The 13,947-nt window shown below is 35.5% G+C and carries 12 protein-coding genes and 1 riboswitch; of the genes, 5 read left to right on the top strand and 7 right to left on the bottom strand.

From position 1 onward, the window contains the following. Positions 1–18: 18 nt before the first annotated feature. From CDIMF43_RS09480 to CDIMF43_RS09465, 4 genes are all read right to left on the bottom strand, one after another. Entirely contained in the window at positions 19–384 is a 366-nt protein-coding gene (locus CDIMF43_RS09480; RefSeq protein ID WP_074402511.1) for a hypothetical protein, read from the bottom strand. Further along, positions 374–1,672, bottom strand: coding sequence for a Y-family DNA polymerase (locus CDIMF43_RS09475; protein WP_162532929.1), 1,299 nt, complete (start codon positions 1,670–1,672; stop codon positions 374–376). Before CDIMF43_RS09475 ends, CDIMF43_RS09480 begins: the two co-directional genes overlap by 11 nt. Positions 1,673–2,016: 344 nt before the next feature. Then, the gene (gene rnjA, locus CDIMF43_RS09470) at positions 2,017–3,687 is read right to left on the bottom strand and encodes a ribonuclease J1 (protein ID WP_034569261.1); all 1,671 of its coding nucleotides are present in this window, start codon (positions 3,685–3,687) and stop codon (positions 2,017–2,019) included. A gap of 3 nt (positions 3,688–3,690) precedes the next feature. Continuing rightward, on the bottom strand, positions 3,691–3,903 hold the full coding sequence (locus CDIMF43_RS09465) for a DNA-directed RNA polymerase subunit epsilon (protein ID WP_074402512.1): 213 nt from the start codon (positions 3,901–3,903) through the stop codon (positions 3,691–3,693). 591 nt (positions 3,904–4,494) lie between these two features. Here CDIMF43_RS09465 and CDIMF43_RS09460 point away from each other — a divergent pair. The 4 genes from CDIMF43_RS09460 (at position 4,495) to CDIMF43_RS09445 (ending at position 9,181) form a co-directional block, all read left to right on the top strand. Next, the gene (locus tag CDIMF43_RS09460) at positions 4,495–6,225 is read left to right on the top strand and encodes an ABC transporter ATP-binding protein (RefSeq protein WP_074402513.1); all 1,731 of its coding nucleotides are present in this window, start codon (positions 4,495–4,497) and stop codon (positions 6,223–6,225) included. Then, positions 6,222–8,000: an ABC transporter ATP-binding protein gene (locus tag CDIMF43_RS09455; RefSeq protein WP_074402514.1), complete on the top strand. Its 1,779-nt coding sequence runs from the start codon at positions 6,222–6,224 to the stop codon at positions 7,998–8,000. The genes CDIMF43_RS09460 and CDIMF43_RS09455 overlap by 4 nt, the downstream gene beginning before the upstream one ends. Before the next feature lie 107 nt (positions 8,001–8,107). Continuing rightward, the gene (locus CDIMF43_RS09450) at positions 8,108–8,287 is read left to right on the top strand and encodes a hypothetical protein (protein ID WP_074402515.1); all 180 of its coding nucleotides are present in this window, start codon (positions 8,108–8,110) and stop codon (positions 8,285–8,287) included. A 114-nt stretch (positions 8,288–8,401) separates the two neighbouring features. Further along, positions 8,402–9,181, top strand: a complete 780-nt coding sequence (locus CDIMF43_RS09445) for a Cof-type HAD-IIB family hydrolase (protein WP_074402516.1) — start codon at positions 8,402–8,404, stop codon at positions 9,179–9,181. 97 nt (positions 9,182–9,278) lie between these two features. Here the strand turns inward: CDIMF43_RS09445 and CDIMF43_RS09440 are convergent, their stop codons facing one another. The 3 genes from CDIMF43_RS09440 to def form a co-directional block, all read right to left on the bottom strand. Continuing rightward, positions 9,279–10,154, bottom strand: coding sequence for a glycosyltransferase family 8 protein (locus tag CDIMF43_RS09440; RefSeq protein WP_074402517.1), 876 nt, complete (start codon positions 10,152–10,154; stop codon positions 9,279–9,281). Further along, positions 10,151–11,002: a glycosyltransferase family 8 protein gene (locus CDIMF43_RS09435; protein WP_109841849.1), complete on the bottom strand. Its 852-nt coding sequence runs from the start codon at positions 11,000–11,002 to the stop codon at positions 10,151–10,153. Before CDIMF43_RS09435 ends, CDIMF43_RS09440 begins: the two co-directional genes overlap by 4 nt. Positions 11,003–11,284: 282 nt before the next feature. Next, entirely contained in the window at positions 11,285–11,845 is a 561-nt protein-coding gene (gene def, locus CDIMF43_RS09430) for a peptide deformylase (RefSeq protein ID WP_074402519.1), read from the bottom strand. A gap of 254 nt (positions 11,846–12,099) precedes the next feature. Between def and gdhA the strand changes: the two genes are divergently transcribed. Next, positions 12,100–13,446, top strand: coding sequence for an NADP-specific glutamate dehydrogenase (gene gdhA, locus CDIMF43_RS09425; RefSeq protein ID WP_109841848.1), 1,347 nt, complete (start codon positions 12,100–12,102; stop codon positions 13,444–13,446). Positions 13,447–13,660: 214 nt separating this feature from the next. Then, positions 13,661–13,826: riboswitch (M-box (ykoK) riboswitch) on the top strand. The last annotated feature ends 121 nt before the right edge of the window (positions 13,827–13,947 follow it).

The following is a 13,947-nucleotide window of genomic DNA, read 5'->3' as shown; positions in this document are numbered from 1 at the left end:
TACGATCCTTTATTTTTTTTAATTTACGGCACTCCATTTTAGTTCTTCATAAAGTTGAATATTTCTAATTTCATCATAACCAACTTTGATATGATCGATATAAATCCCTAGTTCATCATAGCCATTTATTTTCCCGATTGTATCTTTAGCGTAATCCCCATTTTCATTAATTTCTTCGATTTGAATGGCTACTTTCTTATTCTTAACAATAGCCGAATCTAAAACAGAAGCTATTTCAAGGGAAGTCATTTGAGGTTTTTGAGAAATAGTATCAGCTAATTCAGTTGCATCGTTCTCCAATGACTGACTGTGTTCAGATAAATACATACCTTGCCATTTGACTGTTCCTCGGTCTTGATAATGATCGTTAAATTTATTTAGCATGACGTTCTTCCTTTCCTGATGCGTGTCCACCTACTAACGAACTACGCTTGATTGCAGTAGCCCCTTCAAGAAGACTACTTGCATGAATCAAGCTATTAAAACCATACTTAGTGCGAACTTTATCAACAACTGTATCCAAATGGTACTCGTTGACTTGTTCGTTTATTTCTTTGAATAGATCCAATTGGATATCCGTACGGTAAACTAGTTTTGAGCAACTGATGCCAATTTGTCGGACACTTTCATCTTTATAATAGTTGCGAAACAAAGTAAGACAGTGTTCAATTAATTGCTTGGTATTGTTAGTAGCGGTAATTTTGAGTTGTCGATTAAAGCCTTTGGTTACTTCGTGATTTGAATAGCGTATAAAAAGAGAAATACACTGTGTCTGACAATTTTTTTTGCGTAACCTTGTAGCCACTTGATCGGCCATTTCTTTAATGACTAATTCTATTTCTTTTTGAATAGTATAGTCTTTAAGCAGTATTTGCGAATTGCTGTAAGATTTTTCTAAGGATTTGTATTTAACTGAAATATCGCTACGATCGATCCCCCATGAATGTGCATAAAGTTGTTCACCGATAATCCCCATTTTTTCTTTAAGTATTCCAGGGTCAAAATGTGCTAAGTCATAGACTGAGTGGATATTCATTTGAATTAATTTTTTGGCCGTTTGGGAACCAATTCCCCACATATCTGTTAATGAGGGAATCCTCCAAACTTTATCCGCTACATTATGATAGCGCCATTCGGCTTTAAAATCGGGGGCATCTTTGGCTTCATTATCTAAAGCAAGTTTGGCTAACAACGGATTATCCCCAATCCCAATGGTAGTGTACAAGCCCAGCTGACGGTAGACATCGTACTGGATTTTTCGCGCAAGTTCATAAGGAGTAGCATGAAACAGTTTTTTGACAGGGGTTATTTTCAAAAAAGCTTCATCGATTGAATAGACTAAAATATCTTCTTCAGCTGCATATTTTCTAAAAATAGCGATAATTTGTTTGTTTTTCTCGATGTATAAACTCATACGAGGGGGAACGATGATTAGTTGAGGGTGGTGAGGCAAATCAAATTTACGCATCACATTAGAAATCCCTAGTTGTTTTTTTGCAGCAGGTGAACTAGCTAAAATTAACCCTCCGTTGCTTTCGGCGTTAGACATTACAACGAGCATGGTTTTAAGTGGGTCTAAGCCACGTTCAACGCATTCAACACTAGCGTAAAAACTTTTGATGTCGATACATAACATATCCGAACGTGGTTCGTTAGAATAGTCCAATTCCAATTCCGTAACAGTTCACCTCTCGTTTTAATAAGATAATCCTATTATACGAACATACGTTCAATAAGTAAAGGCGAACAGATACGCATGCCTATTTTTTTTAATGAATTTAGTAAAAAAATCAATGTATTGTTATAGTTCATGTGAATAGTTAACTAATAAAATAGTTGTATTAGTGGTTTTAAAGAGATGCATTACATAAAAAAGGTGGGAAGAGAAGGTAGAAATGGTTAAATTAAATTTATCTGAATAAATTTAATTTTGTTAACTCATTCAATTTTTTATTCGAAAACGCAACAAAAAAAGGGTTGCTCTAAGTAATTAGAACAATCCTTTTTATAGAATGGTTAAACAGGCATAATGATGGGTAAAATCATTGGATGACGCTCTGTTTTTTCAAATAAGAAAGGTTGCAAACTGCCAATAATCGTTTCTTTAATATATTGTTCAGTTACATTTTCTTCTTTTAATGCTTCTTTTAAGTTTTTAAAGATAACACGTTGCGCTTCATTGATTAGATCACCAGACTCACGCATGTAGATAAAACCACGAGAAAGGATATCTGGACCAGCTAAAACGTCTTTTGTTTTATAATCTAAGGTCACAACGACCACAACCAAACCTTCCTCAGAGAGGATTCTACGGTCACGTAAGACCACGTTGCCGATATCGCCAATTCCTTTTCCATCAACATAAACATCACTTGCATTGAAATGACCAGCAGAGCGAGCAGAATCAGCCGTTAATGCTAAAACATCACCATTTGCAAGGATAAAGGAATTTTCTTTTGGAATCCCAACTTGTTCGGCAAGTGTCGTATGAATTTTTTGCATTCTAAATTCACCATGGACAGGAACAAAATATTTAGGTTTCATTAAACGAAGCATTAATTTTTGTTCTTGTTGTCCGCCATGTCCTGAAGTGTGGATATTATTTACTTTTCCATGTATCACTTCGGCACCAGCTTCAGAAAGCAAGTTGATTACGCGGTTTACACTAGTTGTATTGCCTGGGATAGGTGAACTTGAAAAGACAACTGTATCGCCAGGTTGAATGGAGATTTGACGGTGAGTTCCGTTGGCAATACGGCTTAGCGCTGCCATTGGTTCACCTTGAGAGCCGGTACATAAAATCGTTACCTCATTTGCAGGCAAACGATTTAATTCATGAGCATCGATAAATGTATCTTCAGGTGCAGTGATATAACCTAATTGACGCCCAGTGACCATAGCAGCTTCCATGCTTCGACCAAAAACAGCAATTTTACGACCGGTTTTTACCGCTGCATTTGCAACTTGTTGGAGACGTGAAATATTTGATGCAAAAGTCGCAAAAATAATTCGACCTTCTACTTTTTGGAAAATACTAGTGATGGATTCGCCAACAACTTGTTCAGATTGAGTAAAGTTTGGAACTTCCGCATTTGTACTATCAGACAAGAGTGCTAATACACCATCTTCTCCAATTTTTGCCATGCGGTGCAAGTTAGCAGGTTCACCAACAGGTGTGAAATCGAACTTGAAGTCACCCGTTAAAACAATGTTACCTGGTGGTGTTTTAACAACGATTCCTAGTGCGTCTGGAATACTATGTGTGGTTCTAAAGAAACTTACACTTGTTTTACGGAATTTTAATACAGAATCTTCACCAATTTGATGTAGTTCCGCATCACGTAAAAGGCCGTGCTCATCTAATTTATTACGAATCAAAGCTAGTGCAAGCGGACCTGCATAGACTGGAATGTTTACTTGTTTCAATAGGAAGGGAATCCCACCGATATGATCCTCGTGCCCATGAGTAATCACGAGTGCTTTTACTTTATTGATATTTTGAACAATGTAACTATAATCAGGAATCACATAATCAATTCCTAATAAGTCGTCTTCAGGAAATTTAATACCAGCATCTACAATGATAATTTCGTCTTGAAATTGAACACCGTACGTATTTTTCCCAATTTCCCCTAGCCCCCCGATACCAAAGACAGCAGCTTCATTGTTTTTTATAGTTGGTTTCATTGCTTAAAACTCCGTTAATTTGAAGTCAGGATTTTTTTGTTCGTAAGCTAAGTGCTTTCCTTCTACTGGTTGAACAAATTCAATATTGTAAGGGGTGTTTTCTTCAACTAGTTTTCGGGCTGCTACCGCTGTTTCTGCTTCTACGTAAAGGGCTTGAGTGTCCTCACGTTTTGGATTTCTGGTTTTTGTTACTTGATAAGTGACTTTAAAAATCATATTTTTCTCTCCTTATATAACTGCAAATGCAGTGAATTTATCTAAATAAGCTAAAACTTAATTCAATTGTTGTGATAGTCATAACCATACAAAATAAAGGGCCAGATTTGCCCTGTAAATTGATTTATTCGGTAATCAGATAGGTTCCTTTGAGAACAAGAAGTAGCTGACTAAATGAAAACAGAAAGGTACCATTGTTAAAATAAGGTTCAACTAGTGTTAACGATACTTTTAATAACAAACTTTGAAAAGTTGTTATTTTTTCCCGAACAGGTGGCTGTGTTTTAATCACAACATTGTAACTGTATTTTACCATAATTATTGAGTGAAGTATAGAAAGTAAATGGTTCTAAAACAATCAAATTGGAAGAATCCATGAAATCAAGATAAATTAGGGAAGAGTAGCGATAAAAATAAAAGGCGTTTTCTAATGGACAATAAGTTTTTATGAATGGTTTGTTTCAATAAATACTGATTAAAGAGAAAAAAATCTGACATATCCGCAAAAATTATGGTATAGTGAAATTATTCAATTTTTTTGTGTTTTATAATATTAAAACACAATGGTTACGGGGAAAAGGAGATGATAAATTGAAATTAATGTGGCGTTACACGATGAAATATAAGGGATTGGTATTTTTAAATTTTTTAAGTGTGTTTGGCTTTATTTTAATCGAGTTAGGACTGCCGACGTTATTGGCAAAAATGATCGATAATGGCATCGCCGTGAATGATTTTGGCGAGGTTAAATATTATGGCCTGATTATGATTGCGATTTGCTTGATTGGTTTAGTCGCACTGATGTTTCTAGCTTATTGTGGAAGTAAGATCACAACAAGTATTGTACGAGATATTCGTGACGATATTTTTGAAAAAACGCAATCGTTTTCGCATCGTGAATATGACCAGTTCGGCGTGTCTTCGTTGGTCACTAGAACAACAAATGATGCGTTTCAAGTGATGCAATTTATGCAGATGATTTTAAGAATGGGAATGATGACGCCATTAATGTTCATCTCGAGCTTTATCATGATTGTACGAACAAGCCCCTCATTATCTTGGGTCGTTTTTGCAGCCATTCCATTTTTATTGATTGGGGTTCTATTAATAGGAAAGAAATCAGAACCACTTTCTGAAAGTCAGCAATCGAATTTGGATGCGATTAACTTAAATTTACGTGAAAATTTAACAGGTCTACGAGTGATTCGAGCTTTTGTAAATGAAAAATTTCAAGAAAAACGTTTTAAAGTAGTCAACGATGCCTATGCAACTGTTTCAAAAAAGCTCTTTAAATTAATGGCCTATGCGCAACCAGGATTTTCGGTTGTCTTCAACATCATTTTTGCCGTTGTCATTTGGTTAGGTGTAAGTCAAATCAATACAGGTGATTTACAAGTTGGAAATTTAATAGCATTTATTGAATATATTTTCCACGCGTTATTCTCATTTATGTTATTTGCAAATGTCTTTATGATGTATCCAAGAGCGGCTGTTTCTGCTCACCGTATCGAAGAAGTATTAGCAACGGAGCCAGTTATTACAGAAAATGAAAATGGCATTACAGAAACAGAAACGCATGGGTATTTAACTTTTGAAAATGTGACGTTTGCTTATCCTGGAAATACAGAAACGCCGATTATTCGGGATGTTAGTTTTTCTTCAAAACCAGGTGAAACAATTGCCTTTATCGGAAGTACCGGAAGTGGGAAATCAACTTTAATTCAATTGATTCCGCGTTTCTACGATGTAACAAAAGGGCGTATTTTATTAGATGGCGTGGATGTACGAGACTATAAACTAAGTGCTTTACGTAAGAAGATTGGTTATATTCCACAAAAAGCCTTGCTCTTTACAGGGACGATTGCTGAAAATATGCGCTATGGAAAATGGAATGCGACAACTGGAGAATTAGAAGAAGCGTCTGATATTGCTCAAGCAAAAGAGTTTATCTCATTAAAACCAGCTCAATACGATGAGCTTTTAGCCGAAGGTGGAAGCAATATGTCAGGTGGTCAAAAGCAACGTTTGTCTATTGCGCGTGCAATTGTTAAAAAACCAGATGTGTATATCTTTGACGATAGTTTTTCTGCATTAGATTATCAAACCGATGCAAAATTACGTGCGCGTCTAAAATCTGAAACAAAAGAAGCTACCGTGTTGATTGTAGCACAACGAGTGGGAACGATTATGCATGCAGATAAAATTCTTGTCTTAAATGAAGGAGAAGTTATCGGTATGGGTACCCACAAAGAATTATTAAAAACATGTGACGTTTATTATGATATTGCGGCTTCACAATTATCGAAGGAGGAGTTAGCATGAGAGACTCGATTCAATCAATTAAACGCTTAAGTGCTTATGTAAAACCCTATAAAATTGGTTTTATTTCAGCTATCCTTCTTACGATCATTTGTATGATGGCCAATGCTTTACAGCCTTTTATTATGGGACTGATTATTACAGAAGTTGGAAACAATATGAAAGATATCGCTAACCATGTGCCAGCAGCAGCGGTGAACTTCCCTTATGTTCAAAAAGTGCTTTTATATATGCTAGGGGCTGCAGCGATCTACCAAATAACAATGTTGTCAGCAAGTTTCATTATGACGAATGTCGTTCAACATACGATGCGTGATTTAAGAAGTGATATTGACAATAAAATCAATCGCTTGCCAGTTTCTTATTTTGATAAAAATCAACAAGGGAATATTTTAAGTCGAGTGACGAATGATGTGGATGCGATTAGTAATGCAATGCAACAAAGCTTGATTCAAATTGTGAATTCAGTGATGGGAATTGTATTTGCAGTAGGAATGATGTTATATATTTCTATCCCATTGGCGATTATTATCTTGTTGATTATTCCGACTTCGATTTTTATTTCAAAAGCAGTTGTCAAAAAATCACAACCTTATTTTAAAGGCCAACAAAAAGCGTTAGGTGAACTAAACGGTTTTGTTCAAGAAAGTTATAGCGGTTTTTCGGTCATTAAATTATACGGTAAAGAAGCGGACACGTTGTCCAACTTTAAAGAAATCAACCATAAATTAGCAGGTTTTGGTTTTAAAGCTGCTTTTGTTTCAGGTTTAATGATGCCATTAGTTGGTTTAGCTTCAAATTTAGCTTATGTTGGGATTGCTGTTTTTGGTGGTTATTCTGTGATTCATGGTATGTTGACTCTAGGGAATTTACAAGCCTTCACCCAATACATTTGGCAAATCAATCAACCTATTTCACAAATTACACAGTTGTCTGGTGTCTTACAAAGTGCAGCAGCAGCAACCGGTCGAGTTTTTGAAATTTTAGATGAGCCAGAAGAAAAACCAGATTTAGTTCAATACCCTTTACCTGAAAAAGTTCGAGGTGATGTTACCTTTGAACATGTAGGGTTTGGTTATGATAAGAAAAATCCATTGATTACAGATTTAAATGTGGAAGTAAAAAGCGGTCAAACAGTTGCAATTGTTGGTCCAACTGGGGCAGGGAAAACAACCTTGATTAATTTACTAATGCGTTTTTACGATGTGGATCATGGCGCTATAAAAATTGATGGCATTGATACAAAAGAAATGTCACGAGCAGATGTTCGATCTCAATTTGGTATGGTGTTGCAAGATGCTTGGTTGTATAATGCGAGTATTTCAGACAATATTCGGTTTGGTAAGCTTGATGCGACTGAGTATGAAGTGGTGGATGCAGCTAAAACTGCCAATGTGGATCATTTTATTCGTACGTTGCCAGATGGGTATGAGATGGTGTTAAACCAAGAAGCATCCAATATTTCACTGGGACAAAAGCAATTGCTAACAATTGCACGAGCGATCATTTCTGATCCTAAAATTCTCATTTTAGATGAAGCGACGAGTTCTGTGGATACCCGTTTAGAAGCGTTGATACAAAAAGCGATGAAGCGCGTAATGGAAGGCAGAACAAGTTTTGTAATTGCCCACCGTTTATCAACCATTCGTGATGCTGATTTAATTCTTGTAATGAATCAAGGAGAGATTATCGAACAAGGAACCCATGAAAGCCTCTTAGCTGAGGGTGGTTTCTATGAAAAATTATACAATAGCCAATTCAGCGAAGAAGCAGAATAGCAAAGAGGCGACCTTAACAGGTTGTCTTTTTTGTTTTAAACCACTTTAGTATTCTTTTTTTAATTCATGTAGTAAACTGAATTGGCAAGGAAAGTGAGGAATAGAAAATGGAAACGAGAGAATGGGTCAAGGAAGAGTTACAAAAACTAGTAAAAAGTGATCAAGATCAGTTTATTGTAGATGCTACAATTGAATATATAAATGAATTAAATTCAGATAACGAAAGCTTACAAGTGGCTTTAGAAGGGGAGATTTGGAGTCCTAAAAAATGGAGCCAGCCTCGTTAAGAAACAAAAAAAGAAATTCAATTTCGTTGAATTTCTTTTTTTTGTTTTGCACTTTGCTTCAATTATCGGTAAACTAATAGAGGTAAAGAAGAGTTGAAAGTAGGAGAGAAGCAAATGAACAAAAAAATGATTTTTTTCGATATTGATGGTACGTTGTTGGATGAGAATAAAGAAGTTTTAGCTAGTACAAGGGATGCTTTGAAAACGCTTAAAAAGAATGGGCATGAGCTTGCAATTGCGACAGGTAGAAATTTATTCTTAGCACAAAAAGTAATTGAAGAGTTGGATTTTAATAGTTATATTGTATGTAATGGAGCAGCTGGTTATTATCATCATGAATTAGTCTTTGAAAATTCGTTAGATCCAGTGGCATATGAAGAACTGCTACAAGTAGCCGATTTACAAGGACATCAAATTGTCTATCAATCAGCTGATCTTTTAAGAAGTCGTGATGAAGTCAGTAAAAAATCGATTGAAGAAGCGATGAATAGCATAGATTTTGGCGTTCCAGACTATGACCGTGAATTCTATCAGTCAAATAAGTTGTACCAAAGTTTGATTTTTTATTCAGAACTAGAAAAAAAACATTATGAACAAGGGCAATTTCCTAAGTTTCGTTTTGTGCGTTGGCACGATGTGGGAGTAGATATTTTGCCCTATGATGGTTCTAAGGCAAATACAGCTTTAAAGATTGCTAAAATGCAAGGCTTTTCAGTAGAAGACACCATTGCTTTTGGTGATGGTCTAAATGATTTAGAATTGTTAACGATGGTTGGAACAGGAGTTGCGATGGGAAATGCTGTAGAATTGGTAAAATCACAAGCAACCTACGTAACTGATAATTGCAATGAAGATGGGATTGCCAAAGCGTTGACGAAATTAAACTTAATTTAATGAAACAATAAAAAACGACGATTTCCCTTTTATGGTAGAAATCGTCGTTTTCATTCTTTTTTAGTTGCGAGAAGTACCTGATTGGTAGCCACGTTTATTAGCCCTCCACATAGTCTTGGATTGTTATGGGTTCATAGTCAAAAGCTGTTTTACTGCGATAGTGATGGTAATAAGAAGCAAATGGGTGACGAGAAATACCCATCCAAGGTTTTTCATGTCCACAAAAATGAATGATGCTTGGGCTTTTTCTAGCTTCGCGATATTGTAAATGACCAAGTAAGGAGGGGTGAACTTTTTCCTTTAACATCATGTAGGTTTGAGCATTCCATTTTGGATGAAGTGGCGTCCAGCGATCATGCAAAATGGCATTTAAAGCATCTTGATCATGAAATTTTAATTTTTTAGGAAAATCATGGGCAAATTGTAACACTTTTTCTGAAATTTGTTCTTGTCGCCATTTTGCTAAATCTAGGACCATTAAACCAGAGTTGAAATAGCGACTAGATTGAAATGGAATTCCCATAGTTTCAAGTCGATGATGAAATCCGGCATCTTCAACGGCCCCTACTAAATGTTCGCCTAAATTCATTTCCCATAATTCTTTGATAGAATCCATTACCAACATATCACAGTCAAGGTAGATCACACGCTCCACGTCTGGATCTGTAATTAAATTGGGTATTGCAATGCGATAATATGCTGTTTGAGGGATTCTGTTGCTTTCTACCATATTTTCAAAAAGGCTGGCATCTACTGAAATATAAGAAATAACCGCTTGATTGTAGGCACTGATGGTTCGGTTTAAAAGAAGTTTCGAACGCAAACTCAGTCCGTCATCAATGATATAAAAATGAAAAGGAGTATTGTTTTTATCTAATAAGGAACAAAGTAGTGTTGCTAAGTGAGGAGCAAAATTTTCATTTGTTGAAGAAACGATCGAAATAGGTTTATCATGATTAGTTAACGATGTCATAGTATTTCCTCCGTTTCTTTAGTTTGGTATAACGTTCTTTTGAAAGGTCCTGCATGAAGTTGCGCTAAATAAGCTTGGGTATACGGGTGATTTTTCAGGGTATTCCAAGGTTTGTCGTGTCCGGTAAAGTGAATGATTGAAGGGAGTGCGATGGCTTCTTCATAAGTTTGTGCGTAATAGGCATCAGGGGGTGTGTGTTTTCTGAAAATAAGAGAAGTTTGCATGTTCCATTTTGGATGAAGGGGGAACCAGTTTTCATAAAGAGTGGCATTTAAAGCATCTTGATCGTGATAGATGATTTTATCAGGAAAGTTGGTTAAATAGTTAATTGTCTTTTTTGTAATATGACTTTTACGCCATTGTTGGAGCTGAATTAAGAGTGTGCCAGAATTAAAATAATAATCGTTTGTCGTGATGCCTAAACGAGAAGAAGTTTTAGCTTGTCCCGGATCAATCACGGCGCCAACAATGGCATTTCCTATATCAGTCTGAAAGAGCTTTGAAATATCATCTAATATCAACATGTCAGCATCCAAGTAAAGCACTTTTTCATAATCTAAATCAACGAATAAATCAGGAATAGAGATTCGATAATAGGCAGTTTTGGTTATATGATCGCTTTCCAAAAAATGTTGATAAAGAGCTTTATTAACTGAAAGATACTGAATTTGACCAAGTGAACTTAAGTGTTCTTTACTTTGTTCTGAAATATGATCGTCAATGATATAAAAAATAACAGAGTACTTATCAGGAAGATGGTTGAGTAATGACTGTATCATTACACCAAGGTAAGGAGCGTATGTTTCATCTGACGCGGAAACTATTGGAATAACGGTATTGTTAGTCATTAGAATTCACCTCCACTTAATTTTATTTTTAATTATTAAAATTAGATTAAAAGAACATCTATTTGTTTAATCATATTCTCTTTTAATGGTGAAGTCAACTTAAACAACTTTCTGATAAAAGGCTTTTAATCTAAAAAAATAGTAAATAGGTGAAGAGAGCAAGGAGAAAGTTATAAGTAAATAAAAGAAAATCTGATAAATGTACGAAGAGAGTGAGAATCTAAGTATTATATTTTGAAATAAAAAAAAAGACAAAGCCAGAAACGCGCTTCGTCTTAGTTGTTAAGAAATGACTGTAACATCATTTTCAACCTTAAAAGGTTCTTGTGAATTAATATGGTCGTAGAACATAATGCCATTGATGTGGTCAATCTCATGTTGCACAACGATTGCTGGGTAGTTTTTTAAGCGAATTTTATGGGAAGTTCCTTCGGTATCAAAGTAAGTCAATGTAATTCTACTATGACGAACAACGTAACCAGGTACTTCGCGATCCACTGAAAGACAGCCTTCGCCTTCTGCTAAACAAGAGCTTTGAACAGAATGGCTAATAATCTTAGGATTAATCATAATACTACTAAGAATCGGCTCTGCATCTTGTTCATCACTAGGAATATGAACAGCGATAATTCTTTTTTTGATGTCTAATTGCGGTGCGGCTAAACCAACACCACCCCGTAAATTATATTTTTCAGCTAATTCAGGATCTTGACTGTTTTTTAAAAATTCAATCATTTCTTTGCATAAAGTTTGTTCCTCATTAGAAAGAGGAAAAGTTACTTCGTCAGCAATTTCACGTAACGTAGGGTTGCCCTCCCTAATAATAGTATCCATTGTTATCATAAATCGTCACTCCTACTAATCTTGTTTAATTAAATTGCATCAATTATTTTCTTTCGTCCTATCCATTTTAACAGTATTGTCATTAAATTGCACGAACTTCAAGAACAATTTTAATGAAATTTAAAGAGGGTAAGACGATGGTTTTAATGTAAGCGAAATCATTTTTTTAAAACAATAAATTTCTTTTAAAAATGAGTTTTTTGTGAGATAATAATTAAAATTTAACGTGACAAATTCTATTTAGGAGTGATTTGATGGGAGAAGCAAAACAGTATATTCAAGCAGTTTATCAAGAAGTAATGGAAAGAGATCCGCATCAAACTGAATTTTTACAAGCTGTCAAAGAGTTTTTCAACTCAATTGAACCTGTTTTAGAACGACATTCGCAATTAATGGAAGAAAATATTTTGTCGAGAATCGTTGAACCAGAACGAATTATTCAATTTAGAGTTCCTTGGACCGATGCAAAAGGGAAAACTCAAGTAAACCGAGGTTTTAGAGTGCAATTTAGTTCAGCAATTGGACCCTATAAAGGCGGATTGAGACTACATCCAAGTGTCAACCAAAGTATTGTCAAATTTCTAGGCTTTGAACAAATTTTAAAAAATAGTTTAACAGGTTTACCGATTGGTGGCGGAAAAGGTGGCAGTGATTTTGATCCAAAAGGTAAAACAGATAATGAAATCATGCGATTTTGTCAAAGTTTTATGACAGAACTTCAAAAATACATCGGGCCGGATACGGATGTTCCAGCAGGGGACATTGGTGTTGGGGGAAGAGAAATCGGTTATTTATTTGGTCAATATAAACGTTTAAATGGTTCCCATGCAGGTGTTTTAACAGGAAAACCTATTCCAATGGGTGGGAGTTTGGCAAGAACAGAAGCAACAGGTTATGGGTTGGTCTATTTTACAGAAGAAATGTTAAAAGATACGGGGAAAAGCTTTAAAAATCAAAAAGTAGTCGTTTCTGGAAGTGGAAATGTGGCGATTTACGCAATTGAAAAAGTACATCAATTAGGTGGAACCGTGATTGCGTGCTCAGATTCGAATGGTTATATTGTTGACTTAGAGGGTATTAAAATTGAAACAGTCAAACAATTAAAAGAAGTTGAGCGCAAGCGCATTTCTGAGTATGTTCTTGAACATCCAACAGCGCAATATAACGAAGGATCTGTTTGGGAAATCGACGAAAACTATCAAATTGCGTTGCCATCAGCAACTCAAAATGAAATCGATGGCACAATTGCTACAAAAATGATTGACAATGGGGTATATGCAGTAGCAGAAGGCGCAAATATGCCAAGTGACTTAGAAGCAATAGAAATTTACCAAAATGCGGGTATTTTATATGGTCCTGCCAAAGCAGCAAATGCAGGAGGCGTAGCCGTTTCAGCTTTGGAAATGAGTCAAAATAGTTTGCGTTTAAGCTGGACATTTGAAGAAGTTGATACGAGATTAAAAGAAATTATGACTAAAATTTACTTAGATTGTCGTGATACGGCTGCTGAATATGGCATTCCTGGGGACTTTGTAAGTGGTGCTAATATCGCTGGTTTCTTAAAAGTATCAAATGCAATGATTTCTCAAGGCGTAGTTTAAAAAATAAAACCAATTGCTTTTAGCAATTGGTTTTATTTTTGCCTTGCTACTGTTCCCTAATTGAACCTTTAAAAAGTTGTCACGACAAGTTTTAGCTATTATTGTACGAGTGTCAAAAGGTTCACTAAAAGTTGAAGTTGATTCTAAAAAATTAATAAATGTCTTGACGAATCAATTTCTGAACACTATACTGAGCACGTAAAGAAAATTAAATACACGCTTCTGTTAGGTGAGGCTCCTATATGGAAATATGCTGCTGCCCAAAAACATCGAGAGATGCCAATGGGTCAACAAGTTTGATCGAATTAAGGTCATTTTTAACGTAGCTGATGAATAATCTACGCCATATAGTGCTAAAGCTCGATGATGGAGAAAGTATAAGTAGCTTATTTTGTTGCGCTTATCTTGTGATGTGATGGTTTAGATGAAACTTTCCAAGCACATACTCTGTTCTTTGAGTATGTGCTTTTTTGCATGCATCTAAACAAAACGGGTTTAATT

It is taken from the genome of Carnobacterium divergens, assembly GCF_900258435.1.
Classification (GTDB): Bacteria; Bacillota; Bacilli; order Lactobacillales; family Carnobacteriaceae; genus Carnobacterium; species Carnobacterium divergens_A.
This window is presented reverse-complemented; position numbering and strand designations above follow the sequence as displayed.

What these genes read in the sequence shown, in the direction of transcription:
- CDIMF43_RS09480 (WP_074402511.1), bottom strand. Translation starts at nt 384, where the DNA reads ATGCTAAATAAATTTAACGATCATTATCAAGACCGAGGAACAGTCAAA.
- rnjA (WP_034569261.1), bottom strand. Translation starts at nt 3,687, where the DNA reads ATGAAACCAACTATAAAAAACAATGAAGCTGCTGTCTTTGGTATCGGG.
- CDIMF43_RS09465 (WP_074402512.1), bottom strand. Translation starts at nt 3,903, where the DNA reads ATGATTTTTAAAGTCACTTATCAAGTAACAAAAACCAGAAATCCAAAA.
- CDIMF43_RS09455 (WP_074402514.1), top strand. Translation starts at nt 6,222, where the DNA reads ATGAGAGACTCGATTCAATCAATTAAACGCTTAAGTGCTTATGTAAAA.
- CDIMF43_RS09450 (WP_074402515.1), top strand. Translation starts at nt 8,108, where the DNA reads ATGGAAACGAGAGAATGGGTCAAGGAAGAGTTACAAAAACTAGTAAAA.
- CDIMF43_RS09445 (WP_074402516.1), top strand. Translation starts at nt 8,402, where the DNA reads ATGAACAAAAAAATGATTTTTTTCGATATTGATGGTACGTTGTTGGAT.
- CDIMF43_RS09440 (WP_074402517.1), bottom strand. Translation starts at nt 10,154, where the DNA reads ATGACATCGTTAACTAATCATGATAAACCTATTTCGATCGTTTCTTCA.
- CDIMF43_RS09435 (WP_109841849.1), bottom strand. Translation starts at nt 11,002, where the DNA reads ATGACTAACAATACCGTTATTCCAATAGTTTCCGCGTCAGATGAAACA.
- def (WP_074402519.1), bottom strand. Translation starts at nt 11,845, where the DNA reads ATGATAACAATGGATACTATTATTAGGGAGGGCAACCCTACGTTACGT.
- gdhA (WP_109841848.1), top strand. Translation starts at nt 12,100, where the DNA reads ATGGGAGAAGCAAAACAGTATATTCAAGCAGTTTATCAAGAAGTAATG.